Origin of the sequence: Dethiosulfovibrio salsuginis (assembly GCF_900177735.1) — a bacterium.
Taxonomy (GTDB): Bacteria; Synergistota; Synergistia; order Synergistales; family Dethiosulfovibrionaceae; genus Dethiosulfovibrio; species Dethiosulfovibrio salsuginis.
Map to the genome: position 1 here is coordinate 13,541 of NZ_FXBB01000013.1, position 25,290 is coordinate 38,830.

The 25,290-nt window shown below is 53.6% G+C and carries 33 protein-coding genes and 1 tRNA gene; 7 read left to right on the plus strand and 27 right to left on the minus strand.

Annotated features, from left to right (window positions below; all coding sequences use genetic code 11):
- Positions 1 to 11: 11 nt before the first annotated feature.
- From B9Y55_RS06145 to B9Y55_RS06210, 14 genes are all read right to left on the minus strand, one after another.
- Positions 12 to 1,010, minus strand: a complete 999-nt coding sequence (locus B9Y55_RS06145; protein WP_085544492.1) for a respiratory chain complex I subunit 1 family protein — start codon at positions 1,008 to 1,010, stop codon at positions 12 to 14.
- Complete coding sequence (locus tag B9Y55_RS06150) at positions 1,007 to 2,248, minus strand: hydrogenase large subunit (RefSeq protein WP_085544493.1); 1,242 nt, start codon at positions 2,246 to 2,248, stop codon at positions 1,007 to 1,009. Before B9Y55_RS06150 ends, B9Y55_RS06145 begins: the two co-directional genes overlap by 4 nt.
- Positions 2,249 to 2,257: 9 nt before the next feature.
- Positions 2,258 to 2,806: an NADH-quinone oxidoreductase subunit C gene (locus tag B9Y55_RS06155; protein ID WP_085544494.1), complete on the minus strand. Its 549-nt coding sequence runs from the start codon at positions 2,804 to 2,806 to the stop codon at positions 2,258 to 2,260.
- Between the two features lie 3 nt (positions 2,807 to 2,809).
- Positions 2,810 to 3,268, minus strand: coding sequence for an NADH-quinone oxidoreductase subunit B family protein (locus tag B9Y55_RS06160; RefSeq protein ID WP_143340838.1), 459 nt, complete (start codon positions 3,266 to 3,268; stop codon positions 2,810 to 2,812).
- A 12-nt stretch (positions 3,269 to 3,280) separates the two neighbouring features.
- On the minus strand, positions 3,281 to 3,619 hold the full coding sequence (locus tag B9Y55_RS06165) for a membrane-bound hydrogenase complex subunit MbhI (protein WP_085544495.1): 339 nt from the start codon (positions 3,617 to 3,619) through the stop codon (positions 3,281 to 3,283).
- Positions 3,619 to 5,184 carry a proton-conducting transporter transmembrane domain-containing protein gene (locus tag B9Y55_RS06170; RefSeq protein ID WP_085544496.1) on the minus strand — a complete coding sequence of 522 codons (1,566 nt, stop codon included), beginning with the start codon at positions 5,182 to 5,184 and terminating at the stop codon, positions 3,619 to 3,621. Before B9Y55_RS06170 ends, B9Y55_RS06165 begins: the two co-directional genes overlap by 1 nt.
- On the minus strand, positions 5,181 to 5,528 hold the full coding sequence (locus B9Y55_RS06175; protein ID WP_085544497.1) for a sodium:proton antiporter: 348 nt from the start codon (positions 5,526 to 5,528) through the stop codon (positions 5,181 to 5,183). Before B9Y55_RS06175 ends, B9Y55_RS06170 begins: the two co-directional genes overlap by 4 nt.
- Positions 5,518 to 6,003: an MnhB domain-containing protein gene (locus B9Y55_RS06180; protein ID WP_085544498.1), complete on the minus strand. Its 486-nt coding sequence runs from the start codon at positions 6,001 to 6,003 to the stop codon at positions 5,518 to 5,520. The genes B9Y55_RS06175 and B9Y55_RS06180 overlap by 11 nt, the downstream gene beginning before the upstream one ends.
- A 3-nt stretch (positions 6,004 to 6,006) precedes the next feature.
- Positions 6,007 to 6,276: a hydrogen gas-evolving membrane-bound hydrogenase subunit E gene (mbhE, locus tag B9Y55_RS06185; RefSeq protein ID WP_085544499.1), complete on the minus strand. Its 270-nt coding sequence runs from the start codon at positions 6,274 to 6,276 to the stop codon at positions 6,007 to 6,009.
- Positions 6,273 to 6,530: a hydrogenase subunit MbhD domain-containing protein gene (locus tag B9Y55_RS06190; RefSeq protein ID WP_085544500.1), complete on the minus strand. Its 258-nt coding sequence runs from the start codon at positions 6,528 to 6,530 to the stop codon at positions 6,273 to 6,275. Before B9Y55_RS06190 ends, mbhE begins: the two co-directional genes overlap by 4 nt.
- Positions 6,527 to 6,910, minus strand: a complete 384-nt coding sequence (gene mnhG, locus B9Y55_RS06195) for a monovalent cation/H(+) antiporter subunit G (protein WP_085544501.1) — start codon at positions 6,908 to 6,910, stop codon at positions 6,527 to 6,529. The genes B9Y55_RS06190 and mnhG overlap by 4 nt, the downstream gene beginning before the upstream one ends.
- Position 6,911: 1 nt before the next feature.
- Positions 6,912 to 7,178: a monovalent cation/H+ antiporter complex subunit F gene (locus B9Y55_RS06200; RefSeq protein ID WP_327078433.1), complete on the minus strand. Its 267-nt coding sequence runs from the start codon at positions 7,176 to 7,178 to the stop codon at positions 6,912 to 6,914.
- Positions 7,175 to 7,663 (minus strand): Na+/H+ antiporter subunit E, encoded by a 489-nt coding sequence (locus B9Y55_RS06205; RefSeq protein WP_085544502.1) that lies wholly within the window; start codon positions 7,661 to 7,663, stop codon positions 7,175 to 7,177. The genes B9Y55_RS06200 and B9Y55_RS06205 overlap by 4 nt, the downstream gene beginning before the upstream one ends.
- Positions 7,664 to 7,783: 120 nt before the next feature.
- Complete coding sequence (locus tag B9Y55_RS06210) at positions 7,784 to 7,969, minus strand: hypothetical protein (RefSeq protein ID WP_085544503.1); 186 nt, start codon at positions 7,967 to 7,969, stop codon at positions 7,784 to 7,786.
- An 84-nt stretch (positions 7,970 to 8,053) separates the two neighbouring features.
- On the opposite strand from B9Y55_RS06210, the gene B9Y55_RS06215 reads away from it, so the two are divergent.
- The 3 genes from B9Y55_RS06215 (at position 8,054) to B9Y55_RS06225 (ending at position 11,693) form a co-directional block, all read left to right on the plus strand.
- Positions 8,054 to 9,397 carry an MFS transporter gene (locus B9Y55_RS06215; RefSeq protein WP_234986156.1) on the plus strand — a complete coding sequence of 448 codons (1,344 nt, stop codon included), beginning with the start codon at positions 8,054 to 8,056 and terminating at the stop codon, positions 9,395 to 9,397.
- Positions 9,398 to 9,652: 255 nt separating this feature from the next.
- Positions 9,653 to 10,888 (plus strand): phenylacetate--CoA ligase family protein, encoded by a 1,236-nt coding sequence (locus B9Y55_RS06220; RefSeq protein WP_085544505.1) that lies wholly within the window; start codon positions 9,653 to 9,655, stop codon positions 10,886 to 10,888.
- 46 nt (positions 10,889 to 10,934) lie between these two features.
- Positions 10,935 to 11,693 carry an HAD family hydrolase gene (locus tag B9Y55_RS06225; RefSeq protein ID WP_085544506.1) on the plus strand — a complete coding sequence of 253 codons (759 nt, stop codon included), beginning with the start codon at positions 10,935 to 10,937 and terminating at the stop codon, positions 11,691 to 11,693.
- Positions 11,694 to 11,707: 14 nt separating this feature from the next.
- Here the strand turns inward: B9Y55_RS06225 and B9Y55_RS06230 are convergent, their stop codons facing one another.
- Positions 11,708 to 12,844, minus strand: a complete 1,137-nt coding sequence (locus B9Y55_RS06230) for a hypothetical protein (RefSeq protein ID WP_085544507.1) — start codon at positions 12,842 to 12,844, stop codon at positions 11,708 to 11,710.
- Between the two features lie 4 nt (positions 12,845 to 12,848).
- A complete protein-coding gene (locus B9Y55_RS06235; RefSeq protein ID WP_085544508.1) occupies positions 12,849 to 14,639 on the minus strand; it encodes a hypothetical protein in 1,791 nt (596 codons plus the stop codon).
- Between the two features lie 270 nt (positions 14,640 to 14,909).
- Between B9Y55_RS06235 and B9Y55_RS06240 the strand changes: the two genes are divergently transcribed.
- Both B9Y55_RS06240 and B9Y55_RS06245 read left to right on the plus strand, forming a co-directional pair.
- Positions 14,910 to 16,322 (plus strand): YfcC family protein, encoded by a 1,413-nt coding sequence (locus B9Y55_RS06240; protein WP_143340839.1) that lies wholly within the window; start codon positions 14,910 to 14,912, stop codon positions 16,320 to 16,322.
- Between the two features lie 13 nt (positions 16,323 to 16,335).
- Positions 16,336 to 17,712, plus strand: coding sequence for an amidohydrolase (locus B9Y55_RS06245; protein ID WP_085544509.1), 1,377 nt, complete (start codon positions 16,336 to 16,338; stop codon positions 17,710 to 17,712).
- 45 nt (positions 17,713 to 17,757) lie between these two features.
- Here the strand turns inward: B9Y55_RS06245 and rsgA are convergent, their stop codons facing one another.
- The 11 genes from rsgA to B9Y55_RS06290 form a co-directional block, all read right to left on the minus strand.
- Positions 17,758 to 18,840, minus strand: coding sequence for a ribosome small subunit-dependent GTPase A (rsgA, locus tag B9Y55_RS06250; RefSeq protein WP_085544510.1), 1,083 nt, complete (start codon positions 18,838 to 18,840; stop codon positions 17,758 to 17,760).
- A 134-nt stretch (positions 18,841 to 18,974) separates the two neighbouring features.
- Positions 18,975 to 19,943, minus strand: coding sequence for a calcium/sodium antiporter (locus B9Y55_RS06255; protein WP_085544511.1), 969 nt, complete (start codon positions 19,941 to 19,943; stop codon positions 18,975 to 18,977).
- Positions 19,944 to 19,956: 13 nt separating this feature from the next.
- Positions 19,957 to 20,103: a hypothetical protein gene (locus B9Y55_RS13360; protein WP_200806637.1), complete on the minus strand. Its 147-nt coding sequence runs from the start codon at positions 20,101 to 20,103 to the stop codon at positions 19,957 to 19,959.
- Between the two features lie 67 nt (positions 20,104 to 20,170).
- Positions 20,171 to 20,401, minus strand: coding sequence for a class I SAM-dependent methyltransferase (locus B9Y55_RS13365; protein WP_200806638.1), 231 nt, complete (start codon positions 20,399 to 20,401; stop codon positions 20,171 to 20,173).
- A 33-nt stretch (positions 20,402 to 20,434) separates the two neighbouring features.
- Positions 20,435 to 20,653, minus strand: coding sequence for a hypothetical protein (locus B9Y55_RS06265; protein ID WP_143340840.1), 219 nt, complete (start codon positions 20,651 to 20,653; stop codon positions 20,435 to 20,437).
- Between the two features lie 46 nt (positions 20,654 to 20,699).
- Positions 20,700 to 20,783, minus strand: coding sequence for a type II toxin-antitoxin system RelE family toxin (locus B9Y55_RS13460; RefSeq protein WP_327078434.1), 84 nt, complete (start codon positions 20,781 to 20,783; stop codon positions 20,700 to 20,702).
- Positions 20,780 to 20,971 carry a type II toxin-antitoxin system RelE family toxin gene (locus B9Y55_RS06270; RefSeq protein ID WP_234986157.1) on the minus strand — a complete coding sequence of 64 codons (192 nt, stop codon included), beginning with the start codon at positions 20,969 to 20,971 and terminating at the stop codon, positions 20,780 to 20,782. The genes B9Y55_RS13460 and B9Y55_RS06270 overlap by 4 nt, the downstream gene beginning before the upstream one ends.
- Complete coding sequence (gene relB / locus B9Y55_RS06275) at positions 20,955 to 21,188, minus strand: type II toxin-antitoxin system RelB family antitoxin (RefSeq protein ID WP_085544513.1); 234 nt, start codon at positions 21,186 to 21,188, stop codon at positions 20,955 to 20,957. The genes B9Y55_RS06270 and relB overlap by 17 nt, the downstream gene beginning before the upstream one ends.
- 327 nt (positions 21,189 to 21,515) lie before the next feature.
- A tRNA-Leu gene (locus tag B9Y55_RS06280) sits at positions 21,516 to 21,601 on the minus strand.
- 68 nt (positions 21,602 to 21,669) lie between these two features.
- Positions 21,670 to 22,860 carry a sodium/glutamate symporter gene (gene gltS / locus B9Y55_RS06285; RefSeq protein ID WP_085544514.1) on the minus strand — a complete coding sequence of 397 codons (1,191 nt, stop codon included), beginning with the start codon at positions 22,858 to 22,860 and terminating at the stop codon, positions 21,670 to 21,672.
- On the minus strand, positions 22,861 to 23,811 hold the full coding sequence (locus B9Y55_RS06290) for a TAXI family TRAP transporter solute-binding subunit (RefSeq protein WP_159448259.1): 951 nt from the start codon (positions 23,809 to 23,811) through the stop codon (positions 22,861 to 22,863).
- A 211-nt stretch (positions 23,812 to 24,022) separates the two neighbouring features.
- Here B9Y55_RS06290 and B9Y55_RS06295 point away from each other — a divergent pair, with 211 nt between their 5' ends.
- Together B9Y55_RS06295 and B9Y55_RS06300 are read left to right on the plus strand one after the other, a co-directional pair.
- Positions 24,023 to 24,538, plus strand: a complete 516-nt coding sequence (locus tag B9Y55_RS06295; protein ID WP_085544516.1) for a cob(I)yrinic acid a,c-diamide adenosyltransferase — start codon at positions 24,023 to 24,025, stop codon at positions 24,536 to 24,538.
- Between the two features lie 65 nt (positions 24,539 to 24,603).
- The gene (locus B9Y55_RS06300; RefSeq protein WP_085544517.1) at positions 24,604 to 25,284 is read left to right on the plus strand and encodes a GntR family transcriptional regulator; all 681 of its coding nucleotides are present in this window, start codon (positions 24,604 to 24,606) and stop codon (positions 25,282 to 25,284) included.
- Positions 25,285 to 25,290: the final 6 nt, after the last annotated feature.

A 25,290-nucleotide genomic window follows, 5' to 3' on the forward strand; every position in this document is an offset into this window, starting at 1 on the left:
CACGTCACCTCCTACCTGAGAAGCACATCTACGGAAATAAGGATCATCCCCGCAAGGGAAAGGGCACCGACCTGAGCCCAGTAAAAACGGGAGGCCTGCCAGATCTTAAGCCGGCCGAAAGCGGTCCTCAAAAATGTTACCCCAAAGACCGAGACCATAAAGACTTTCGCCCAGAACCACGGGAAGTCCACCAAAGCCTTCAGCCCACCGGATAGGCCCAAAGCCCCTCCCAGGGAAAAGGGGAAAAACAGGCTGACCACTAAAGCGGATATAGCGGCACATTTTAGGTTGAAGGCCACGTGAAGCAGGGCCAGGTTCACCCCGGAGTATTCGACGGTGACCCCTTCCAGTATCTCCGTCTTGGCTTCGGGGATATCCATAAGCCCCTTGCCTGTCTCCCCTGGAATGACCGTAAGAAGGGCTATAAAGAGGCAGATAAGCCCCAAAAAGCCCGCCCTGCCCGCCATCGACCAGATCGACGTGGCGACGTAGGTCTCCAGGGAGAAGGGATGTCCCGGTATCCCCATACGGTAGACAAACCAGGCAAGTGTGGAGACCACCACCGCAAGAGGAAGCTCGTAGCTCATCATGAGGACCATCTCCCTCTGAGCTCCTACGTTAGCGATAGGGGAACCGCTGGCAAAGCCGCCGATGGCGACGGCGACCCCAGAAAGGCTCAGGAGATAGAGGACGAGGATAAGATCCCCTCTACCGCTGAGAACAGGAGGGATCGATCCTATAGGGATGTAGAGAAACACCATCATGGTGGCGACCATAGCCACCACCGGGCCACCGTGGAAGAACACCGGATTTGCCCACCGAGGCACAATATTCTCCTTGCCCAACAGCTTGAGGATATCGTAGACAGGCTGGAGCAGAGGGGGGCCCATACGACGCTGCATTATAGCGTTGAGCTTCCGGTCAACTCCCTCGAAGAGGACCGCTAGGACCGTCGCCAGGAGCATAAGGGCAACTCCTGCCACCGTTCTCATGACAAAGCCTAAAATCATGATCCCATCATCCTCCTCGTCCTGTCGGTCTTCTCCCTGCACAGCTTGAGCAGGTCGGCCTTGGTTACCACCGATCTGGTTCCAGCCCCTTTGTCGGAAAGGACCATCCTCTCCATACAGGAGATACAGGGATCCACGCTGTTTATTATAAGAGGTGCGTCGGCAAGCTCGTTGCCTCTGAACATAAGAGGCCAGGAGACGGCGTTACTGTAGGTTGGTGCTCGGACCTTCCACCAAAGGACGTTCTCCTGTTGGGCCTTCAGTCCGACCACGTGGGTATCGTCCCCTCTTGGGGCCTCTATACAGCCGTATCCAACTCCCTCCGCCTTTTTGAGGGTCATGAGAAGCTTGTTTACCTTGGGCTCGGAGGTTATATCTCCCTCAGGGAGGCCCTCAAGTATCTTCTCAAGGATATCCAGAGACTGAAGCACCTCGTACACCCTGACCAAGAAACGGTCGTAAACGTCGCCGTGGACCTCACCGGTGTAGTCCTGAGGCACGATAGGCTCGACGGGAATATCGCAGTAGGCGTCGTAGGGATTGGACCAGCGGATATCGGTCCTGACGCCGCTTCCTCTGGCGGTAGGGCCTAATGCACAATACCTTATGGCCTCCTCGGTGGTGAGAACTCCGACGTCCCTCAACCTGGCCTTGACCACCGGGTCGTTTATGGCGGCCTCGTAAAAAGAACCGAACTCGTTTCTGTAGTAGTGGATCATATCCCATACCGTACGAGCCACCTCAGGGGTGATATCCCACCTCACCCCTCCCACGGTGGTAACGGCGTAGTTGACCCGGTTTCCCGTCAGGGCCTCCAGGACGTCCATTACCTTCTCCCGAAGCATCATGCCTAGGTGAAAGGCGCTGTCGAATCCTATGGTATAGCAGGCCACACCGGACCAAAGAATGTGAGAGTGGATCCTCTCGAGCTCCAGGACCATAGACCGGATGTACTGAGCTCTGGTAGGAACCGGTATATCAGCGGCGTCCTCTACCGCCTTTACGAAGGCTATGGCGTGACTGAAGGAGCAGATACCACATACCCTCTCGGAGAGGTATATGACCTGGATGGGGTTTCTCTCCCTGGCCATATACTCCACACCCCGGTGGATAGCCCCAGGGCGGATCACGGCGTTCTTTATGCTCTCTCCCTCTATGTCCAGCCAGGCGGTTATAGGCTCTTTAAGCCCTACGTGAACCGGACCGATAGGGAGCTTGTAGGTTTTTGTCTCGCTCATGACGTCCTCCTAGGAAAGCTCTTCAACCAGGTCGTCGCCTGGGGCGGTCTCGTCCCTGCGCCAGGGAAGAACCTCTCTGTTCCAGTCCTCCGGCAGGAACACCAGGCCCTTGTTGGGGAGGCCTATGTGATCGACGCCGAACATCTCCTGGATCTCCCTCTCGCTGTACTCCACCCCAGGGATCCGGCTGAACAGCGACGGCACCGAAAGGTCCGACTTAGGGATCTTCACGCATACGGTGACCGGAAGGGACTTTCCCCTTCCTACGGAACGGTATAGGGCGAAGTGGTAGTAAAGAACCACGTACTCCCCTTCGTCGTCACCGGAAACCACGTGAAAGTGGGGAAAATCCAGCTTCCCAAGCTCGTCCACCAGGTCCAGAAGCCTATCCCTTTCTACGGTGAACCAGAGATGGCGACCGGTGACTTCGCCGGAGGAGCCCTGGGAAAAGTCCCTTATGTCGAAGTTGGAGACCGAATCGCCAAAAAGGGACTCAAGTCTCTCCGCTATGCCCTCCGCCTCCAGGACGACTTTATCTTTATGGATATAACATTCCATGGATCAAGCACCTGCCTTCTGAAGAAGCTCTTTTCTCCGTGCCTCTAGCTTCAGTACCGCTTTTGCCGCTCCCTCTATGATGGCTTCAGGCCTGGGAGGACAGCCGTGGACGTAAACGTCCACCGGTATCACCTTATCCACCGGCCCCACCAGGTTGTAGGACTTAAAGTAGACGTCGCCGGAACAAGCGCAGTTGCCTATGGCTATGACCACCTTAGGATCGGGGATCTGTGCGTATATCCTCTCCAGCTTGGGCTTCATAAACCGGGTAACAGGACCGGTCACCAGCAGGACGTCGGCGTGACGAGGTGTACCGGTGAGCTTCATGCCAAACCTCTCTATGTCGTATCTAGGGGAGACGGTGGAGACTATCTCTATGTCGCAACCGTTACAAGATCCCGAGTTAGTGCAGAAGACCCAAAGGGACTTGGGCATCACCTGTAGCATATTCTCAAGTTTCATACTAAGTCCCTCCTAAAGGATAGCGATGATCAGAACTATGGCGGTGGTCATGACGAACCATCCTACGTACTCGGACATATTCCCCGAGTGAAACGCCACCATTCGATCGTAATAGGGCTTAAATGCCTTCCTGAATCCCCAGTAGGACGAGCTAGCCGGTACGGTAACCTCTTCAGGATCGTCGGGAATATCGTTTCCAGAGAAATATATCTGGTCCTGTTCGGTGCCTTTTTTGTAGTCCTGACGACCTTGAGATCTGAGCCAGAGGGATATTCCGAGGGCTATGAGGAAAAAGGTTATCCAGCTTCCGAAATCCCAGAAGCCAAACCCTGTAAATATACTTCCGAACATCACAGAATACCTCCCATCACGGCACCGATGTAAGCCCCTTTGTCCACCAGTGCGGCGGCGGCGGGCTCTATCAGGTTAGAAACCACCCAGGTTGGAAACAGCGACAGCCCCAGTATCACGACGGTTATGACCACCATGCCCGCTATCATAGATCCAGGCACCTCTCGTACCTTCTTAAGCTCGGTCCTCTCAGGCCCCAAAAAGGCGCTCTGGAACACCTTGACGAAGGAAGCGAGGGTAAGGATCGACGTCACCAGTGCCACCACAGTCAGAGCGGGATGGACGGCGAAGGAGGACTGATAGATCATCAGCTTGGATACGAACCCGTTGAAAGGCGGCACACCGGAGATAGCGGCGGCGGAGATGAAGAACATCACCGTGGTAACCGGCATCCGTCTGGAAAGGCCTCCCATTTTGTCCAGATCCCTGGTTCCGGTCACGTAGTAAAGGGCACCGGCACCTAAAAAGAGCATCCCTTTGTACATCATGTAGTTGACCATGTGGAATATGCCCCCTTTGATGGAGGCCATGCCGTAGTCCGCCATCTCGCTGGGGTTCCCTAGGGCCAAAAATCCCACGCCGAAAGCCATGAGCATGTAGCCCACCTGAGAAACCGAGTGATATCCAATAAGCCTCTTTACCTCGTGCTGGACCACCGCCATGGTTACCCCGAAGAACATGGACATCACCCCGAGGACTATCAAGGTCCAGGATATGGCGGGCAGGGCCATGGTAGATCCGAACACGGAGAAGAGGATCCTGCATAGGACCACCAAAGAGGCCTGGCTGACCACCACCAGGAGGACTGTCACCGAGGAAGGAGCCTCAGCGTAGGCGTCGGGCATCCACATATGCATTGGGAAAGCACCGCATTTCATCGCCAGAGAGACCACCAAAAACACCAAAGCGATCTTTTCCGGCAGTCCGGCCTGAAGGGAGTTACCTATAGCCGCCATATTGAGCATATTGTATCTGCCGTACAGGAAACCCACCGCCAGAAGGACCATCATGCCAGCAACCTGAGAGAGGAGCATATACTTAAAGGAAGCCTCTATAGACTCAGGACGATCTCTCCAGTAGGCTATAAGTCCAAAAGAGGCCGCCGAAGCTATCTCCAGGAAGACGAAGAAGTTGAAGAGGTCTCCCGTCAGGACCATGCCCAGCATCCCTGCGGTGAGGAGGAAATAAAGGGCTACGTACCAGTTTTTGCCGGAGAAACGATCGACGAACTTGATTCCGAAAAGCACCCCCGCCAGAGAGGCAAAACAGCCTATCACCGCTATCAGGGCGTTGAAGGCATCGACCTCCATTATTATTCTGACCGGATATGCAAACCCCATAGGAAGGGTCAGGTTCCAGGAGGTCTCTCCCATGACGTAGACCATTATGCCCTCTCTAGCTACCTCGAAAAACAGAAACAGGGACAAAGCGGTGAGTATCAGAGACACCAGAACGGACCAGATAGACCGGGCCCTATTGCCCCCTAACGCTACGATAGGCGTACAAAAAGCCCCTAAAAGGGGAACTGCCAGCATCAAAGCGGGCAGATGAACGGTCCAGTTCATCCTCTCAACCTCCTGATCTCTCTTACGTCCAGGGTTCCGTAGTGCCGGTACAACATGACGATCAACGAAAGCATGAGGGCCGACGAAGCGAAGGCTATGACTATAGCGGTAAGGGTCATGGCCTGAGGTGTGGGCAGGACGAAGACGTCCACCGGGCCAGGGAGAAAGTGTATAGGAATATCCCCGTTAAAACGGTACCCCAGCGCCACCAAAAACATGTTGGCGGCGGACTCCATGAGGCAGACCCCTATGGCTATCTTGATCAGGTTATTCTCGACGATAACCGAGATAAGCCCCATCAGGAAAAGCAGCCCTACCACGAAGAAAGGTAAATTAGCTATCATAGCCCGTCTCCTTTTCGCTATTCTCGGACACGTCGGTCATCATCCATCTGAACATGACTATGAGTATGATAGTCAGCGCTCCAGCTACCTCTATCCCCACCGCCAGGTCCATCAGACCGATGTTCCCCGAGAAGGGGATTATGCCGTGAGTGGAGTTTACCGCCACATCGTGAGGAATGGAGAGGAAGTTATACGTAAACGTCCCATGTTTTATGCCACCTATCCCCAGAAAGATAAACAGAAGCAGGCCGAAGAACATCAGGGCCCAGTAGACCGACAGCTTCACCCACTCTAAGACCTTTTTGCCTCCGTGGGCGACGAGAAGCAGGGCCATAAAGGACGCCACGATAGCTCCTCCCTGGAATCCTCCCCCAGGGGTGATGTCGCCGTGAACGATTACGTAAACCCCAAATATGACCAGAAACCAGGCAAAAAGGTCACAGACCGTCCTCGCTACTATGGATAACGGTTTCAAGGCCTAATTCCCCCCTTTTCTAAAAAGAGCCACCACGGAGCACAGGGCGGTGAAAAGAACCGCCGACTCACCTAGGGTATCGAAAGCTCGGTAGTCAAAGACTATGGAGGTGACTACGTTCTCCGCCGACCGATCCTCCAGGGCGTGGGTAAGATAGTATTCGTCCATCTCCACCGCATTTGGCTTTCCAAAAGGATGGATCCTATCGAGCCCTGTCATAGCGATTCCTCCCATGACCAGAGCCGCCGCGACGAAAAGGGCCTTCAGCTTCATTTCCGCCCCCTCCTCTTTCTCTTAAGACGATCTACGCCGAAAAGGGCGAACAGAAACACGGTAGTGTTAAGGGCAGCTCCAATTCCAGCCTCCGCTATAGCTACGTCGGGAGCCTGTAGGATGTAGAACTCCAGGGAAAGCAGGAGACTGAAAGCCCCAAGGCTTATCACCGAGTAGAGAAGGTCCCTGAACCAAAGGGCGTAAAATCCGGTCACAACCAGTAGGACCAGGTTCATAACGTGAAAAAAGGTCATCTTTCAATCCCCTCCTTTAACAGTCTCTCATCTCTCTCCGCCAGACTGTCCACCACAGCGTCCTTAGGGAAGGCCTTGCTTCTGTGGGCCGCTCTAGCCAGAACGTGGGCTCCGGTGGCGTTGCTTATGAGGAGGGCGATAACGGCTATCACCACGTGAACCGCCAACACGGAGAAACGGACCTCCCCTGACTGCAACCTCCTTATGACGGCGTAGAGGACCACCCCGAAGGCCAGGGACATGGTACCGAAGGTAGTACACTTGGTGGAGCCGTGCATCCTGGTGTAGACGTCAGGAAACCTGTACAGAGAGAACGTCCCTAAGGTGTTGATCAAAAGCCCTAGGAGAATGAAAAGGATCGGAAAAACATACCAGCCCACGTTATTTCCCCCTTTCCTCTATGTAACGGGCTATGAACATGGTACTCACAAAGGAGAGCCCGGCGTATACTATAGCGATATCCACCATGACCACCGACTCGAAGTGAACCGCCAGGACGATCATGACCCCGATAACCAAGGTGTTTATGGCGTCCAAGGCGACAGCTCTGTCCGCACCGGTCGGTCCCATTATGAGCCTGCCGGTCATGAGGATAATGAGAAGGACCATAAACCCCGCAGCGAAACCGAAAAAACCGATCATAGTCATTCCGCTAACCTCCTAGCCCAGTCTCCAAAGGAACCGTAGACCGCCTCCCCTGAAGGGTCTTTATCGGTCACGTTTATCCAATGGACGTAGAAAACCCCGCTGTCCTCCTCCACGTCGACGGTCAGGGTCCCCGGTGTGAGGGTTATAGCGTTGGCGAGTAGGGTCTTTGACATATCCCCTGTAAGGCCGGTATCGACCTTGACTATCCCCGGTTTGATGTTGCCGGTGATTATCCTTATCGCCACGTCGATATTGGACTTTACCATGGCCACTATGAAGGGACCGAACATAAAGTAGAGAAAACCCAACCACCTCATGGGGTTAAGCCCAGACCATCCAAAATGCCTGGCGTTGCTGCGGCTTCTGACGGACAGGGCCAACACCGTGGATATGATGAGAGCTATTCCGTACTCAAAGGCCGGTATCGGCTCCCCTGACCACACTAGCAAAAGGTACATCAAAAAGGAGAGTACAAAAACGAACACTTAAACACCTCCTCAAAAGGATAAGGCATCCTATGCCTCTTTACGTCGACCTCTCAGACTTTTATACAGCCTGACAGATCAAAAGTAAAAAACGTTCATGACTTCACATTCCCCCTAAAATCACCACCTATTGCCACACCTCTCGCAGCCCCAAAGAGGGGCCTCGCTCTCCGGGCAAGCCCCTCCGTAGAGAGCCTCCCCCTTCTCCACCTTATAAGCCAGATCGAAAGGCAGGTATCCCCAATATACCGGCAATACCGCCCTATCACCACAGAACGGACAGACTAAAAGTTCCCCATCCCCCACAGTGAACGCCCCCTAACTTGGTCTATGTAGACATTATACATGGAACTACAAAAATCTGGGACCGAAAATAGCCCTTTTGATTTTATGGCGATAGCTATGATATGCTCTTGCGGTTTTATCATACTAGAGCATAACCCAGGAGGAATCGACGTGACCGACGAGATAAAAAGTGCCAATCGTTACAGGTGGGCGGTATGGGGATCTATGGTGCTGGCTTACATGGTGGTCTTTTTCCACCGTCTGGCCGCAGGGGTTGTGAGGGCGGACATAACCGAGGCTTTCGACCTAAGCCCATCGGCCTTCGGCAACATGGCGTCGGCGTACTTTTACGCCTATATGGTGATGCAGATCCCCGTCGGAATGATGGCCGACTCCCTGGGAGCCAGGATGACCGTCTCCATCGGTATGCTCCTAGCGGGGACGGGATCGGTGGTTTTCGGCATGGCCCCCACTCCCTTTTGGCTCCTGGCGGGAAGGTTTATGGTGGGCATCGGGGTCTCCACTGTGTTCGTATCCATACTTAAGGTGCAGTCCCAGTGGTTTAAGGAGAGGGAGTTCGGAACCATGTCGGGCCTTACCTCCTTCGTCGGAAACATGGGAGGGGTGCTGGCCCAGGCCCCTCTGGCCCTTTTGGTCGGGATATTCAGCTGGAGGGCATCTTTCGTCACCATAGGGATAGGAACGCTGTTAATAGCGCTCCTCTGTTGGACGGTGATAAGGAACAAGCCCGAGGACAAAGGCTATCCCCCTGTATCGGAGCAAAGTGGAGCGGGAAAGGTCGCTCCTCTGCCTCTTATACAGTCCCTCAAGATATCGGCGTCCAACTGGAGGCTCTGGCCGGTTTTCGTTTTCTTCGGCTGTTACAGCGGCGTTTACCTGGCTTTCTCCGGCACCTGGGGAACCCCTTATCTACAGGACGTATATCACATGACCGTAGGTCAGGCTTCGTCTATAGTTTCCTACGCTGTCTATGGTACCATCTTAGGAGGTTTTTCCGCAGGGGCTATATCGGATAAACTGGGACTCAGAAAGACCCCACTTATAGCCATGAACCTGGTAGCCACAGCGGTATGGCTGACCATAGTGATACTCTGGAAGGGGATGCCTCCGGTGATGGCATTGAGGCCCCTTTTCTTCCTGGCTGGCTTCTCCGCCACTTCCTACGTCATATCCTGGGCTATCATCAAGGAGATAAACCACCCTCAGTCCACAGGGGTGGCTATAGCGTTGGTAAACACCGGGGCCTTTTTGGGAAGTGCCCTAATAACCACCTTTATGGGCAAGGTCCTGGAGAACCTTTCCCATTTACCTCCACAGGCAAGGTTCACCTCAGCACTGTGGATATGTCTTGGGGCGACGGTGCTTGGGCTTGTCTGTTCGTTCCTCTTTCCGGAAACCAGATGCAGAAACACCTACAACAGGCCTTGACGTTCCGGCAAGGTTCGTGATATAAACTGCTTCAACTTCGCAACGCCGTTTGAGAAAAAAATCCTACAGAGAGCAGGCTATCAAATGACTCGCATACACAACGCCAACTTCTTCTTTAGCTTTACCAGCGTGGGTCCCGACAGGGGATCGACGCCGTTTTGGCGTTGACCTTGTTCTTTATCGGGGCCCCTCGTCGGAGGGGCCTTTTTTTATACTCAGACCGATTTTATCACTTTACCCTAGGAGGGCTATACTATGACATTACATCACAACGACCCAGTACACACATTAAGACAGACCATCATCTCCGCTAAGAAGGCATCCGCCGCATGGAACGCTAAGCTCAAAGACGTATCGCCGGAGGAGATAAAGTCGCTGGACGACCTGAAAAAACTGCCTTTCACCGAGAAATCGGACCTTCGGGACAACTACCCCCTTGGCCTCTTGGCCTGTCCAAAGAGGGACCTGGTGAGGGTCCACGCCTCCTCTGGGACAACAGGAAAGCCGACGGTTGTGGCCTACACAGCAGGAGATCTGGACAGATGGTCCAGCATAATGGGCCAGGCTATGGCGACAGGAGGGGTTACGTCGGAGGACGTGGTCCAGGTGGCCTACGGTTACGGCCTGTTCACCGGAGGGCTGGGGGTCCACTACGGAGCCGAGAGGCTTGGAGCCACGGTCATACCGGCTTCAGGGGGATTCTCCGACAGACAGCTGATGCTCATGGAGGACCTGGAGACCACCGTCTTAGCCTGTACGCCCTCCTACGGACTGAGGCTCGCGGACCTGATAGAGGAAAAGGCCATAAAGCACTCCCTCAAAATAGGGATCTTCGGGGCGGAGCCCTGGTCCGAGGGGCTCAGGAAGAACCTGGAGGATAGACTGGGGATAGTGGCTCTGGATATATACGGCCTGTCGGAGATCATGGGACCAGGGGTGGCCATGGAGTGTCAGCACAAGTGCGGACTCCACGTGGACGAAAGCCAGTTCCTCCTTGAGATCATAGATCCGGCAACCGGAGAGGTTCTCCCCGAGGGGTCCGAGGGAGAGCTGGTAGTGACCACACTCTGCAAAGAGGCCCTTCCTATGATCCGTTACAGGACCAAAGACATAACCAGGATAACCAGGGATCGCTGTGGCTGTGGCGCGGAGGGAGCCAGAATAGACAGGATAAAGGGCAGAAGCGACGATATGCTCATAATCAGGGGAGTCAACGTATTCCCCTCTCAGATAGAGGTGGCCCTGAGCCATATATCCGGTCTTTCCCTCCACTACGTCCTTGAGGTTTCGGAAAAAGACGACCTTAAGGAGCTTACAGTCTGTTGTGAGAGCTCCGAATCCCTTTCCGAGAGAGAGGGGAAAGAGATGGTAAAAAAAACGGGATCCCATCTGGCGGCTATGCTGGGGATAAGGACCGGCGTCAGGATACTGCCTCCTGGATCTATCGCCAGGTCCGAGGGCAAGGCGGTGCGTGTCAAAAAGGTGGCCTAGAAACTGATATAATATTCTCTCAGAAGCCACGAAAGGACGTGATTATGTGCTTGACGGCACAGGACTTAAGCTGGTGGTATCGGATATAGACGGCTGTCTATCGGTGGATAAGGGCATTCCCTTCGATCCTTCCGCCATGGCGGCTCTGAGAGAACACCAGGACAGGGCGAGAGAGGGTATAGGACTTCCTATCACCTTATGCTCCGGCCGAGGCCAGCCCTATATGGAGGCCATAGGCCAGTTTTTAGGCGTTACCGAGCCCATGATCTGCGAGGCGGGAAGTATGCTGTTCGACCCCAGAGATGACAGCGTCACCCTCAACCCACTTATAAACGACGATCATCTGGAGGCTATGAGGGAGCTAAGGGATAAACTACGTCGCTCCTTTAACGGCAGGAATATCCGTTTCGAGGTAGGCAAGGAGATATGCCTGAGCATCAACCCATTTCCATTTCCCATGGGCTCGGAGGAGCTTGAAAACGCCGTCGCAGGCCTGCTTCAGGAGACCATGGACCTTGCGGACGGAAAGCTCTTCAACGTCACCAGATCGTCCTGCTCCGTGGACGTTACACCTAAAGGGGTGGATAAGGCATCCGGCATAGCCATGCTCTCCGAGAGGATAGGGGTCTCCCCTGAGGATATGGTGGGTATTGGTGACTCCTACAACGACCTCTCCTTTCTGAAGGCGGTAGGGGCCAGCGCCTGCCCGGAGAACGGGGTGCAGCTCATAAAGGATCTCGTCAAATACGTAAGCCCGGAGAGGCACATTCTGGGAGTTCTGGACATAATAGCCCACTATTCGTGATATAAGGGGGAGGGCTACCCCTCCCCCTTTAAGAAGGACTCCAGCTCCGAGGATATAGGTACCCTGCCGGACGAAAGAACGTCCAATAGCCTCTGGATCTCCGGCAAGCGAGAGCAGATGAACTTAAAGGAGGAGCCGTCTGAAAACACGAACCGAATCCCCCAGTCCCTACTGAGAGACATGGAGATAGAGTGGCTTCTCATCCTCCAGTCGAACATCGAGGCGATACGGACCAACACTCTCAGCCACTTAGGGGGCCTGTAATCCACCCACTCCACCGTAGCTAGGTCGGAAAAACGGAAGTCCAGTTCTCTGGACAGCTGTCGCACCTCTACGCCATCGTCGTGGAGGACAAGCTCGAAGGACGAGTATTTAGCGGACCAGTAGAGCATAGAGAGAAATATGGCTCCTATGAACCAAAGCACCAAGTTGAACCAGATAGCTCCCGAAGCGACCCCTAAGACGTTGCCGTCGCCGAAGATCTCCGGCGACAGGATGAAGGAGAGGGCCACGAAAAAACCCGCCATAACCGTGCCTAGGATATCGGGGATAACCCAGCAGGACCACTTTGAGTAGGTCAGAGCCCCAGGCCTGATCTTTCGCCTGGGCAACAGGACGTAGACCGCCAGGGCCAGAGTCAGAGGGATCGGGGCGACGGACCTGAAGGGATAGACCAGCGAATCAGGAGCTCCCCTTCCCCTGGCGTCCGTCGGCCCCACCAGAGAGGCAGCCATAAAGACCGGCCCTATAGGGGAACCGTATTTTACGTAGGCAAAGGTCCTATCCATATCCCTCAAGCCATGGACCACCGATGCCACCTTTTCGTCGGAGGGGAGAAAAAAAAGATCCTCCGATTTAGCTCTACCGTAAAGATCGCTCCAGATGTCCCCCTCCACCGTGACCGTCATGCCCTCGGTCTTAGCTCTAACGAACTCCCCTATAGGCTGAAATCCAGTGGTGGACCTTATGAACGATCGCCCCATGGCCATAGCCCCGAAGGACGGACCGGAGTCGGGAGCGTAGGACCGGGTGTACTCCCTGGCCATGTCCACCGGGTATATCCTGACGAACTGGTTCCTGACGAATAAAAACATTCCTACGGCGATAAAGAACATCCCGACCGCAACTATCCGTCTGTATATCTCCCTCACGACCTCACCTCCCTATTATCCCCACGGGAAGGCCTATGGAAACCCAGTTCAGCCCTCCGTCGACGGAGGAATAAAAACCTCTTCCGGTGCTTATCAAGATCCTGTCCGATAGGCTCAGGGAAGCGAGGATTCCGTCGTTATTGGAGAGGGAGGATCGCTCCAGCAGATACCTGCCCGACACCGGGGACAATCGAACCAGCTCCCCTCTTAGAAGCCCCATAACGCTGCCCTCTTTTCCCGAAAAGATATCGGTAAAATAGTTGAAAGGCGACCACTCAAATCCATCTATAGCAGGGGTGTCAAGCTCAAGGCCCTCCAAATCCCAACGCCACAGGCCGTTTCTAGAGGCAGCCCATAGATAACCTTTTTCGTCTATCGCCAAAGAGGTGACCCCGTAGACTATATAACGATTTTCCCAGGTCCTTCCCCCGTCTTTGGACACCGCAAACCCTCTATCGGTCCCTATGGCCACGGTCTTACCACGGGAGACGACGGAATAGATATAGCGACCGTCCACCGATTCTATCTCGCTCCACGACACTCCCCAGTCGATGGACCTGAACACCCCTCCCCTCGACAGCGCCGCTATAAAGGCCCCGTCGGAATCGACCACCATAGCCGAACCTCCCTGCCCTTCCCTAAGGGGGAGAGGTCTACCGGTCCACGCCTTATCGTGGGAGGTGTAGACTTTCCCTATCCCTCCGACCACGGCGACGTTGGCGTGTCTAAGGAGGGAACCGTAACTCCCTCCAGGGAGGGAGGTTAGATCGGACCAGCTGACCCCGTCGACGGAGGAAAACAGCTTGCCCGACCTGGTCAGCGCCCAGACACCGTCGTCGCCGAGGGACATGGAGACGACCGAATCGGACATCATAACAGCCTTAGAGGACCGACTATCCCAATCGACGTAGAAAAGCCCCTTCTCCCCCGTTCCGACCAGGACGCCATCTCTGTAGGGAGCTATGGACCTAACCGACACGTCCTCTCCCTCCTGTAAAGGGAAGGAAATCCAATCCCCACCATCAGTACGGGCGAAGACACCGCCTAAGGTCCCGGCGAAAAGGATACCCCGGGAATAGGCCATAGCCTGGACTACCGACCGATAGGGAAGGCCGTCCACTTTGTCCCATTCTCCATCGCCAAGGGCGAAAACGCCGCCCTCCATGGTTCCGACGTAAAGAACCCCAGTATCGGACCAGACCATTGAGAGGACAAAAAGGTTATCAAGACCGGAATTGAAGGGACTCCAGGTCGATCCATCGTCGTCGGAGCGTAACATCCCACCTCCGAAGGTAGAGGCCCAAAGAGATCCACCGGGCCCCTCTGAAAACCCGGTTACAGGGAAGTCCCCTCCCTCGACCTTGACCTCTTTGGACTTGGAGGATGTTCCGTCGTAGCGAAGAATCCCCCTATGCCAGTCGACCAGCAGATAGGTTCCCTGGGATGTGAAGAAAAACTCCTTTACGTTCCCTCCCCCTTTCAGAGAGGTCCAGGACCTGCCTCGATCCATAGAGAAAAGGGCCTCGTCGTAGGTGGATAAAAACAGATGACCTTTAGGGGATATCCTCAGGGAGAAGAGGTTACTGGAGGGCAGAGTCCCCCCCAAACTCTCCCATCGCCCCCCCTCAAGTGAGTAAAGTCCTCCTTTCTCAACGGTAGCCACGTAGACCTGATCATCTCTGACAGCTACATCCAGTATAGGCTTCCACCGCTCCCCTCCATAGCATGGAACTCGGTGAACAGGGAAAAAAACGGCGAGGGCGACACACCAGGACAGAGCTTTTTTATACCTCATACTCTCACCTCCAGACCTATATATACATAATATTCCATCTAGGCCGACGATACAATCTAAAGTCCCGGCGGTTGATCTTTTAAGCCCAAAATAGTACACTTTCGTTTCCTTACGGATCAACAAGAAAACCAAAGTCTCTGGAATGTGGCAGACAGGACTCCGTCAGAAAACACTGTATAGATGGACTTGATCGTCTTAGCTTTAGAGTGTACAATTCACCCAGGTAGATAGGTATCCATTCACAGCAAAAATCTCTAAGGAGGGTTCGTTTTGTCAGACAAGGTCAGAAAAAAAGCATCCTTTCCTCACGTATTCGTCATCCTACTGTCCATAATGGTTATCGCCATGGTGGCGACCTGGTTCGTTCCGGCTGGGGAGTACAGCCGCCATATGGACCCAAAGTCGAACAGAACCGTCATAGTCCCGGATAGTTTTCAACTGGTTCAGCCCTCTCCTGTCGATCCTTTTCAGATGTTCGTCGCCATACAAAAGGGAATGACCCAGGCGGGATCGATCGTTTTCTTCATATTCATAGTTTTTTCGTCCATCTACGTGGTCATGTCCACAGGGGCCATAGACGCCACGATCGCCTGGATGGTCAGGAAGACCAGGGCCAAACCCTCCTCCGCCAACACCACCTTTGCGGTTCTTATGGCGGTGTTTATGCTGTGGGGATCCACAGGAACCCTCTCTTACGAGCAGATGGTGGCTTTCGTTCCAATATTTGCCAGCCTCGCCCTGGCCCTGGGCTACGATCCGGTGGTAGGACTTGCGGTATCCTTCGTGGCGGTGGGAATAGGGTTCGCCTCGGCGACGGTAAATCCCTTCACCATAGGGGTCGCTCAGACCATCTCGGAGCTTCCTCTTTTCTCCGGCCTAGCCTATAGGCTTCTCATACTGGCCGTGATGGGATCGATCTCCATAGCCTGGACACTGCGCTACGCCAGGATTATCAAGGCAGATCCCTCAAAGAGCGTGGTCAGCGATATAGATTTCGGCGAGCTGGCGTTCGACGAGTCCAAGGTTGAGCTTAGATTCACCCATACCCACAAGGTGGTCCTCTCTATCTTCATGGTGTCGGTCCTCATAGCGGGGTTCGGCCTAATCAAGCTGGGATGGTACATAAACCAGCTGGCGGGACTGTTCCTCATAATGGGCATACTTGTGGGACTGGCGGACAGAAAATCCCCGAGCAAGATCGCCGAGATATTTGTCGATGGAATGAGTAAGGGAGTCCTATCCGCCATGGTGGTCGGAGTAGCTAGAGGTATATTGGTCGTCCTATCGGAAGGAAAGATCGTGGATTCCATAATCCACGGCATGGCTAACCTCCTGGGGCAGGGATCGGCCTTCATGAGCTCCGTGGGAATGCTCCTGTTCCAGACAGTCATGAACTTCCTGATACCCTCGGGATCGGGACAGGCCGCCACCACTATGCCTATAATGGCGCCCCTCTCGGACCTGGTAGGGGTAAACCGACAGGTGGCGGTACTGGCCTTTCAGTTCGGAGACGGCTTCTCCAACCTTCTTTGGCCAACAGGTTTTATCCTTATAGGTTGCATACTGGCTAAAGTACCTCTCAACAGGTATTTCCGGTGGTTCTTGCCCCTTTTCGCCATGTTGCTTGTTGCACAGATAGCCTTTCTTTGGGGAGCTATATTGATCGGTTACGGACCTTTCTAGGAGGAGATTAACGGTGAAAAAGACCCTTATGGATAAACTGGACGACCTACGTTCCACCATGGAGAGAGCCGCTCTGGATATATGGAAACACCCGGAGCTGGGCTTTAAGGAGAGGTACGCCGCAGACCTCTACGAGGGATTATTTTCCTCCGCTGGCTTTGAGGTCGTAAAGGGAGTCGGCGAGATGGAGACGGCGTTGGTGGCCACCTGGGGTGACGGTGGACCGAACATAGGCTTTTTAGGGGAGTACGATGCCCTACCGGGGGTCACTAAAGACGGAGAGGTCGGCCACGGCTGCGGCCATAACCTACTGGGAGCCGCCGCCGCTGGCTCCGCACTGGCCCTGGCTGATCTACTGAAGGAGAAGGGCCTTCCGGGCAGGGTAACCTTCTACGGCTGTCCTGCGGAGGAGAACGGTGGAGGCAAGGTCTACATGGCCCGGGAGGGGTGTTTTTTCGATCTAGACGCCGCCATAACCTGGCATCCCTGGGACTTTAACGCTCTTTGGGCCGCCAGCAGCCTGGCCCTTAACGCCTGCGACGTCACCTTCCACGGCAAGTCCGCCCATGCGGCGGCCTCACCGCAGGAGGGCAGGAGCGCACTGGACGGGGCTATACTCATGGACGTAGGGGTGAACTACCTTCGGGAACACATGATCCAGGAGGCCAGGATCCACAGCGTCATATCCTCCGGCGGCGACACCCCTAACGTGGTACCAGCCAAGGCCACCATCTGCTATTACGTCAGGACCCCGAGGCGAGATCAGATAGAGCCCCTTTTTCAGCGGGTCGTGAACTGTGCAAAAGGAGCAGGACTTATGACCGACACCTCGGTGGAGGTGAAGATAACCAACGCCCTTTACGACTATCTCCCCAACGAGACCTTAGGAGAGGTGGCGAGGGACGTCATGGCTGAGCTAGAGGGCCCGGAGTTCGACGGCGAGGACCTAGCCCTGGCTAAAGAAATACAGTCCACCCTGCCGGAAGGAGCGGTAAAGGCGGCTCTCAGAGGCTATCGCACTACCTCCGAACACCTCGGAGAGAACCTCAGCTCGGTTATCATGGACGACAACGGACCTCTAGGTGGGGGAAAGACCATATCAGGCTCCACCGATGTAGGAGACGTCTCCTATATAGCCCCTACGGTCCAGATGGCCATAGCCTCTATGCCTATAGGGGTTCCCGCTCACACCTGGCAGAGCACTCAGGCCTTCGGAAGCCCTATGGGACTGAAGGGGATGTTCTTCGCCTCTAAGGCAATGGCCCTTACGGGGCTCAGGCTTATAGAGGACGGCGAAATCCTAAAGAAGGCCAAGAAAGAGCTTGAAGTCGCCAGAGGCGGCCCCTACGTCAGCCCTCTCCCGCCGGAAGCCAGACCTAAACTGGGATAATAAAAAGGCCCCCGACGCCATAAAATGGCGTCGGGGGCCTTTTTATTAGCGGCCTTTCGACCGATTTTTAGCCTTTGCGAACTTTCTGGCGTTCTTCATGCCTCCTACGTCTTTGAACATAGAGGACATCTTCTCCGTTTCAACCTGCCTTGGGTTGAGGCCATCGTATCTCGCCTCTTTTTTAAGTTTTAGGTAGCTGGCGAAACGGTCAGCGGACAGAATACCGTCGGCAATGGCCTTTTGGACCGCACAGTGGGGCTCGTCGCCGTGGCTACAGTCCCTGAATCTACATCCGTTCGCCAATTCTTCTATGTCGGAGAAGGCTCTCGCCAGATCGACACCGTCTATTCCTAATTCTTTCATGCCCGGGGTATCTATAACCATAGCCCCGGAAGGAAGAAGCATCAACTCTCGGACCGTTGTTGTGTGTCTGCCCTTATGGTCGTCTCTTATGCCCTGAGTGAGAAGTATTTCCACCCCTAAGAGCCTGTTTATCAAGGTGGACTTGCCCACCCCCGACGAACCTATGAGGGCAACTGTCATTCCCGGAGCGAGGTATTTTTTTACCGATTCATACCCGTCCTCCATCAGGCTTGAGGTCACCAAGACCTCCGCCCCCGACAACACTGGCTTAAGTTCCGAAAGCACCGACGGCAAATCCTGACAGAGATCCGCCTTTGTGAGGACGACCACCGGGGTCGCACCGCTGTCCCAGGCTACCCCGAGATAGCGCTCCAATCTCCTGAGATTGTAATCGTTGTTAAGGGACATACACACGAACACCGTATCGATGTTGGACGCGACAACCTGTTCCTGACGAGACGTACCGGCGGCCTTCCTTATAAAGGCGGTTTTTCTGGGGAGGATAGCGTGGATGATGGCGTCACCACCGTCATCACACTCCCGATCCAACATAACGAAATCCCCTACAGCAGGATAATTCCTAGTAGAATGGACCTCAAAGCGAAACCGCCCGGAGACCACTCCGTTAACCTCGCCCTTTTCTGTTACTACCCTGCAAAAGTGCTTGTGTTGGGATATTACCCTACCGGGGAAAAGGCCGGGATAGAGGGCTGATTGTTCCTTTAGGTTCTCGGTGAAACCAAATTTACTTATATCTATACTCAATATTTTTACCTCCCAATTTTTATTTTTACCGGGGAGGTGCCTTTGGACCTAACACCTCCCTTATTGGAACAATATCCATTAATTTGGTTATAAACATAAAAACAACATCTCCTTTTACGTTAGGATTTATTCGGTCATATAGGCATGACGGTGCCGATCAGATAGGACGTGTAGCCTAGGTAACAGGCCAGCAACACCGCCCCTTCCATGCGATTGATACGACCGACAGAGCCGAAGCCATATCCCATGACGAACAGCGACAGGGTTAAAGATGCCATCACGGCCACGTCCCTGCTAAGCACCTCTGGGCCTACGGACATAGGTTGGATGACCCCAGCTATACCGACCACCGCCAAGGTGTTAAAGAGGTTGGACCCAAGGACGTTTCCCAGGGCTATCTCGTGCCTCCCCTTACGGGCGGCGGCTATAGACGATGCCAGCTCCGGTAGGGAGGTCCCTATCGCAACTATCGTGAGACCGATGATAAGGTCGCTGACCCCAAAGGCCTGAGCGATCTCCACCGCACCCCAGACCAGAGACCTAGAGCTTCCTATAAGCAAAATCAGCCCTAGAACCAGACCTATTATCGATCTGCCTATGGACACCCTTTCATCACGTTGGCCCTCGACCTCCTCCGCCAGAACATCGCCTCTGTTTCCCATTCCCTGAACGACGCTCCAGACCATCACGAGACCAAAAAACAAAAGGAGAACCATGCCGTCAAGCCTGGAGATCTCGCCGTCCCACAGCTGCCAGGCGGCCAGGCCGGTCACCAGGGAAAGCATGGGAAGCTCCTTACGCAGTATGGACGAGCTGACCGAGATAGGGCTGATAAGGGCGGTAATACCGAGTATCAGTGCTATGTTGGTGATGTTGGAGCCGTAGGCGTTACCTAAAGCTATACCGGGATTTCCCCGAAAGGAGGACAAAGCGGACACCAACATCTCCGGAGCAGAGGTTCCGAACCCCACCACAACCATGCCTATCAGCAACGGAGGCATTCCGAGGTAACCGGCGGTGGCGGCTGCCCCGTCGACGAAAAGATCGGCGCTCCAGACCAGTACAATCAGGCCCAAAAACAGGGCCGTAAAGGCTAAAATCATATATAAATACTCCTCATATTTTAGTGGCTACGTAAAAGCCATAGCTGTAGTATTCGTGATACCTCTCGTAGAGGTCTATCTCGACCTTTTCCGCCTCCACTATGGCTCTAGCCTGATCGCAGTCGTGGCACTCCAGAAAAGGGGCGAAACGAGCCTCCATCGGCCTGTAGTAGTTGTCGAGCCAACAGTAAGAGGGCAGGACGAAATAGCCTTCCGGGCTATATCCGTTACTCTTTTAGAAACTCGGGCAGAAAATCAACGGAGGTGATCTTAGCGTCCAGCTCTTTTGCCAAAAGTAACGAGGAAGCCCCGGTCCCACAGCCGATATCGGCGATATTCAGAGGACGGGACCGGTCCAGGCCCGCCAGCTCCATGGCCCTTCTTGTTTCACTATCTCCACCTGGCCCTTGCCTCTCGGCGGGTAGGTGAAGGCTCACTAAAAGATCGTAGTCGGTCATAACGCCAACTCCTCGTTAAATTTATTTTAAATTTTAAGCATGATCGATTTTGTGGCCGTTAATCTCAACAATATCAAGCTCTGTAACTTCCACGACCATTTCAGGGTTATGCACCAACCTGAAAAGGAAGGAAAGCTCGTCTTCTTCAAATCGCTCTTCTAGGAAACCATCGATCTTTGATCCATCGTTAAGCTTTACCCTAATAATTCCATCAGGCCCTGTAGTTTTAAACGCTGTGCCTAGTTTCATCACAATCTTTACGATACCTCCTGGAGTTACTATTGTGATGCAGGGCCGCTCATCCTTTTCTGTACACGTCTCCCCTGTGCCCTATGCGTACCACGAGAACGGTGACCTTCTTGTCTTCGATCGAGCATATCAGGCGGTAATCTCCGACCCTATAGCGCCAAAAAGCTCCAAGAGGTCCCTTAAGAGACTTCCTAAGGCTCTGGGGTTATCTTGCCCGGCTATACGTTCCTCAATGTAATCCACGATTCGCCTAGCTTCACGCTTGCCTATATGCCTTAGGCCCTTTACTGCGGTAACATCGTACTCAATCGTCCAAGCCAAGTTCATGCCTCACTTCTTCGGAGGTTAACGGCTTAGTCCCTTTTTTTTTGCTCAAAGCCACAGCCTCAACAGCGAGGTAATAGTCCTCCATGTCGTCGAGATTATCCTCTATCAACTTCCGGACATAGAAAGCCTTCGTCCTACCTGTCACCTTGGAGAGGCGGTCCAGCCTTCCCCCTGTTTCTTCGTCGAGACGGATGGATAACGGTGTAGGCATGATAGTAGCCCCCTTTTTGTAGTCTATGTAGTCATCGTAGCACAGAGTCAAAAAAGGTCAAGGAGAAATAGTCCTACCACCTTGCGATAATCGTTTATGATTTTGGGTGCTAATCCGTTGGACTTTTTGAAGGTAAGGAAGGCAGAGAGGGCCTGTTCTGGTTAAGAGCGGTTGTGGCACGAATCCATTGAAGTATCGTTATACACGGTGAAACGCCTCCTGTTGAGGGGTAGCTTGGAAGGCGTAGAAATACACAACGGATTTACCGTTTTGAGGAGCCTAATAAAAAAGGGCCTAGGTAGCCCTAGACCCTTGCAAATACTACGATGGTGCCGGAGGGGAGACTCGAACTCCCACGAGGTTACCCCCGGCGGATTTTGAATCCGCTGCGTCTACCATTCCGCCACTCCGGCCACAGGCATACTTTTTACCACAAAAAGCCACTTCTGTCCAGATGGACGGTCAAATATCAGGCCACTAGCTAGGACAAGAACATCGCAAAGCCCTGAATAACGAAGGCGTTTACTATATCGATGAAGAACGCCCCGACTATGGGGATGACGAAAAAAGCCCTCGGAGCAGGGCCATAGTGGGAGCTCAAGGCCTCCATGTTGGCGACGGCGTTAGGGGTCGCCCCCATGCCAAAGCCGCAGTGTCCACCGGCCATAATGGCGGCTTCAAAGTCCTTACCCATCAGAGGGAAGGTTATAAAGGTGGCGAAAAACGCCATAAGTGCGGTCTCTCCCAGCAGGATAGCGATCATAGGACCGGCGAGATCCATCAGCTGCCAAAGCTTGAGGGACATCAGTGCCATAGCCAAAAACAGGGACAATGCGACAGATCCTATGTAGTCAACGCACTTGAGGTGAACCTTGTAGAGCCCGGAAAAATCGGATACGTTTCGGATCACGATCCCGACGAATAAAGCACACAGATAGGTTGGCAAAGTTATTCCTAGGCCCATGAGCTTGCCATAGGCAAGGGCACCTAGATACATAGCACAGGAGATCTGGAGGATCGTTATAAGCACATCGTTGACCGTAGCGTGACCGTGATGCTCCAGGACCACTCCTCCGTCCTCCCCTTCGATACTATCCATGTCAGGCTTAAGGTCGTATTTCCTGATGAGTCGCCTGGCGACAGGGCCGCCTATTATGGACCCAGCGACAAGGCCAAAGGTAGCGGCGGCCATAGCGAGCTCCATCGCCCCGACTAGACCGTAGTTCAAGGTAAAGGTCCTGGCAAAGGTAGCACCGGTACCGTGTCCTCCTGACATGGTAACCGATCCGGCCAGCAGCCCAAGGAGAGGATGAAGGCCGGTCAGTTTGGCTACGCCAGCTGCGACGACGTTTTGTAAGGTAACCAGGATGGAAGCCAATCCCAAAAACAGCAGGACCTGAGGTCCTCCTTTTTTCAGGAGCTTAAGGCTAGCGCCTAAGCCAACGGTGGTGAAGAAGGCTATCATGAGAGGCGACTGAAGTATCATCTCGAACTCAAAGTCGACTTTACCCAAGAGCGTCCAGCGAAGCAGGGCGAAAAGGATTCCACCTATTACCGGAGCGGGAATATTGTACTCCTTCAGTGGGGTTATTTTATCCCTGATGAAAAGCCCACACCACAGGACCAAAGAGGCGACTGCGACGGTCCCTATAAGATCGAACTTAAGGATCATCTAGAGGGAACCTTCTTCCTTGAAGAATCTGGCCGCTCCGGGGTGGATAGGAACGAGCATCTCCTGAACCTGACCGGGCCTTAGGGTCACCGATCCAGGGATATAGGGAGATAAGTCTGCTGCCTCTTTGTATATGGTTTTCGCCACTCTGTAGACCAGGTCGTCGTTGAGATCCTCTCGACAGTAGAGCACCGTCCAGGCCCCAACGGTCTTTATCTCCTCGTCCTGATTGGGGAAAGTTCCCGCAGGTATGGAGAATTCCCTCCAGTAGGGAGCGGAGCCAAGGAGGGAGCCTCTAGCTGCATCGTCTAGGCCCAAAACCTTGCTGGTCTTTAAGGCCTCCTGCTCCATAGCTGAGCCACCGCCTAATGGACCGACGAATATCACAGCATCGACGGTACCCTCTTTTAGGGCTAAAAGCCCTTCCCCCATCCCCAGATAGGCGGGCACAACCTTATCGGAACCGAGGCCGGAGAACCGAAGAATCTGCTGTGCCGTCACAAGGACACCTGATCCCTTACGACCTAAAACCACTTTCTTACCCTCAAGATCCCTTACCGAACTTATCTTCGACCCCTTGGAAACCAAAACCCTTGCCACCTCTGGATAAAGAGGCATGACCCCTCTTAGGAAGGTCTGAGGGTTTTCGTAATACAGATCCTTTCCCTCATAGGCCATTACAGCGTAGCTGTCCATAAGGCCAAACTGACAAAGACCGGTCTCCATGAGTTCCACGTTCTCCCCCGATCCGCTGGAGGGAAGGACGGCCAACCTGACACCGGGAACCTTTTGGTTCACCGTCTCCGCCACTATGCCACCGAGGCTGTAGTAGGTTCCCCCCATGTTTCCGCTGGCCATGACGTAAACAGGCTGAAAGCCCCACGCCATAGACGCAAAAATCAGCGAAGAACATAGACACACAAAGACACGTAACAAACTATTTTTTCCCATCTCTGCACCTCCTAGAATAATCGACATCATCTCAATAAGCCGATAATTTGATATTGTAACATCGATCTATCGCAAGATAAAAGGATTATATATTTTATCTTTTTTGATTTTCAAGACTAAAATCTATTGTATACTAATGCCGCTGTACCATCAAACCCTTTTCTGCTGTATAGTGTTGTAACCATACCTACATGGGAAAGGAGAGATAGAAATGCACGAGATAACCATAACGACTAAAGGTGGAGATAAAGGGAGCACCAGCCTCTGTAACGGTGAGAGGGTCCCTAAGGACGATCCCAGGGTGGAGGCCTACGGCACGGTGGACGAGTGCCAGGCTGCCATAGGCCTAGCACGATCTATGTGTGACTTCGAGCCTGTATGCGACAACCTGAGGAAGTTAGAGGACGACCTCTATATACTGATGGGAGTTATGTCCCTCTGCGACGGCCTCGAGCCGCCTAAAGTGGAGTGGATGGAGGGTATGATAAAGCAGGTATCTGAGATGTTCACCGATAAGGATTTCCAGTTTATAAGGCCAGGAGAGTGCCGTGTCTGCGCTTCTCTCCATCTCGCCAGAACGATGGCCAGAAGGGCGGAGAGACAGTCGGTAAAACTGCTAAGGTCGGGGAAGATAGATCCTTACGTATTTTCCTACATCAATCGGCTCTCCGACGGCATATATGCCCTGATACTCTGGTACCAGAGGGAGAAGTTCCCTAAAAAATAGAGCTTCCATTTTCCCCTGTCTTTTGTATAATGAACACCGTATCTGACACCTGGGGAGGAATGTAAATGACCAGGGAAAATCCGTTGTTCCCGGCCAAAAGTCTCGATCTGAGACAGATAGTGTATGAAAAGATAAAAGAAGCGATCGTGGAGGGAATTATCAAGCCGGGGGAAAAATTGTCGGAGGTGGAACTAGCGAACAGCATGGCCGTATCGAGGACACCGGTAAGAGAGGCTATTCGACAGCTAGCGAAGACAGGGCTAGTTACCTTGACGCCTAGAAAAGGGGCTTTCGTCACGTTACCCACCTTAGAGGACGCCTCCGCTCTTTATGAATTAAGGGCTAACCTGGAGATGTTCGCCGTTAGCCTGATCGCGATGGCACCACCGATGGAGGAGCTAGCTAAATTCAGGGAAATTTTTGAGTCTATGGATAACGACACGTCCCCTGGAGAGTACCTCGTCCAGGATCGCAATTTCCATAATTTTCTCTATCGGGCCTCGGGAAATCGGTTTCTCAGCGGTGTTCTTCTGGACATATTGGACATGATCAACCTTTATAGACCTTACTCTCTAGCGGAACACAACTATCTAAAAGCTCTCTCCGAGGGCCATATAGCGGTGATAGACGCCCTTCTCGATAAAGACGGAGAGAGGGCCAAGCGAGAGATGAAAGAACACATCGATATGACTCGAACCGGGGTGGAGGCGTACCTCCAGAACAACCCGGCAAAAGACCTCTCTTAGAGGGTA

Excerpts from the sequence above, each read along its gene's own strand:
- gltS (WP_085544514.1), bottom strand. The coding sequence starts at position 22,860 with ATGATCCTTAAGTTCGATCTTATAGGGACCGTCGCAGTCGCCTCTTTG.
- B9Y55_RS13360 (WP_200806637.1), bottom strand. The coding sequence starts at position 20,103 with ATGGAGGCTCGTTTCGCCCCTTTTCTGGAGTGCCACGACTGCGATCAG.
- B9Y55_RS06295 (WP_085544516.1), top strand. The coding sequence starts at position 24,023 with ATGCACGAGATAACCATAACGACTAAAGGTGGAGATAAAGGGAGCACC.
- B9Y55_RS06160 (WP_143340838.1), bottom strand. The coding sequence starts at position 3,268 with ATGAAACTTGAGAATATGCTACAGGTGATGCCCAAGTCCCTTTGGGTC.
- B9Y55_RS06290 (WP_159448259.1), bottom strand. The coding sequence starts at position 23,811 with ATGGGAAAAAATAGTTTGTTACGTGTCTTTGTGTGTCTATGTTCTTCG.
- B9Y55_RS06190 (WP_085544500.1), bottom strand. The coding sequence starts at position 6,530 with ATGACCTTTTTTCACGTTATGAACCTGGTCCTACTGGTTGTGACCGGA.
- B9Y55_RS06255 (WP_085544511.1), bottom strand. The coding sequence starts at position 19,943 with ATGATTTTAGCCTTTACGGCCCTGTTTTTGGGCCTGATTGTACTGGTC.
- B9Y55_RS06170 (WP_085544496.1), bottom strand. The coding sequence starts at position 5,184 with ATGAACTGGACCGTTCATCTGCCCGCTTTGATGCTGGCAGTTCCCCTT.
- B9Y55_RS06215 (WP_234986156.1), top strand. The coding sequence starts at position 8,054 with ATGGCGATAGCTATGATATGCTCTTGCGGTTTTATCATACTAGAGCAT.
- B9Y55_RS13365 (WP_200806638.1), bottom strand. The coding sequence starts at position 20,401 with ATGACCGACTACGATCTTTTAGTGAGCCTTCACCTACCCGCCGAGAGG.
- B9Y55_RS06155 (WP_085544494.1), bottom strand. The coding sequence starts at position 2,806 with ATGGAATGTTATATCCATAAAGATAAAGTCGTCCTGGAGGCGGAGGGC.
- B9Y55_RS06235 (WP_085544508.1), bottom strand. The coding sequence starts at position 14,639 with ATGAGGTATAAAAAAGCTCTGTCCTGGTGTGTCGCCCTCGCCGTTTTT.
- B9Y55_RS06150 (WP_085544493.1), bottom strand. The coding sequence starts at position 2,248 with ATGAGCGAGACAAAAACCTACAAGCTCCCTATCGGTCCGGTTCACGTA.
- mbhE (WP_085544499.1), bottom strand. The coding sequence starts at position 6,276 with ATGAAGCTGAAGGCCCTTTTCGTCGCGGCGGCTCTGGTCATGGGAGGA.
- B9Y55_RS06300 (WP_085544517.1), top strand. The coding sequence starts at position 24,604 with ATGACCAGGGAAAATCCGTTGTTCCCGGCCAAAAGTCTCGATCTGAGA.
- B9Y55_RS06220 (WP_085544505.1), top strand. The coding sequence starts at position 9,653 with ATGACATTACATCACAACGACCCAGTACACACATTAAGACAGACCATC.
- B9Y55_RS06165 (WP_085544495.1), bottom strand. The coding sequence starts at position 3,619 with ATGTTCGGAAGTATATTTACAGGGTTTGGCTTCTGGGATTTCGGAAGC.
- B9Y55_RS06145 (WP_085544492.1), bottom strand. The coding sequence starts at position 1,010 with ATGATTTTAGGCTTTGTCATGAGAACGGTGGCAGGAGTTGCCCTTATG.
- B9Y55_RS06175 (WP_085544497.1), bottom strand. The coding sequence starts at position 5,528 with ATGATAGCTAATTTACCTTTCTTCGTGGTAGGGCTGCTTTTCCTGATG.
- relB (WP_085544513.1), bottom strand. The coding sequence starts at position 21,188 with ATGCCTACACCGTTATCCATCCGTCTCGACGAAGAAACAGGGGGAAGG.
- B9Y55_RS06200 (WP_327078433.1), bottom strand. The coding sequence starts at position 7,178 with ATGACTATGATCGGTTTTTTCGGTTTCGCTGCGGGGTTTATGGTCCTT.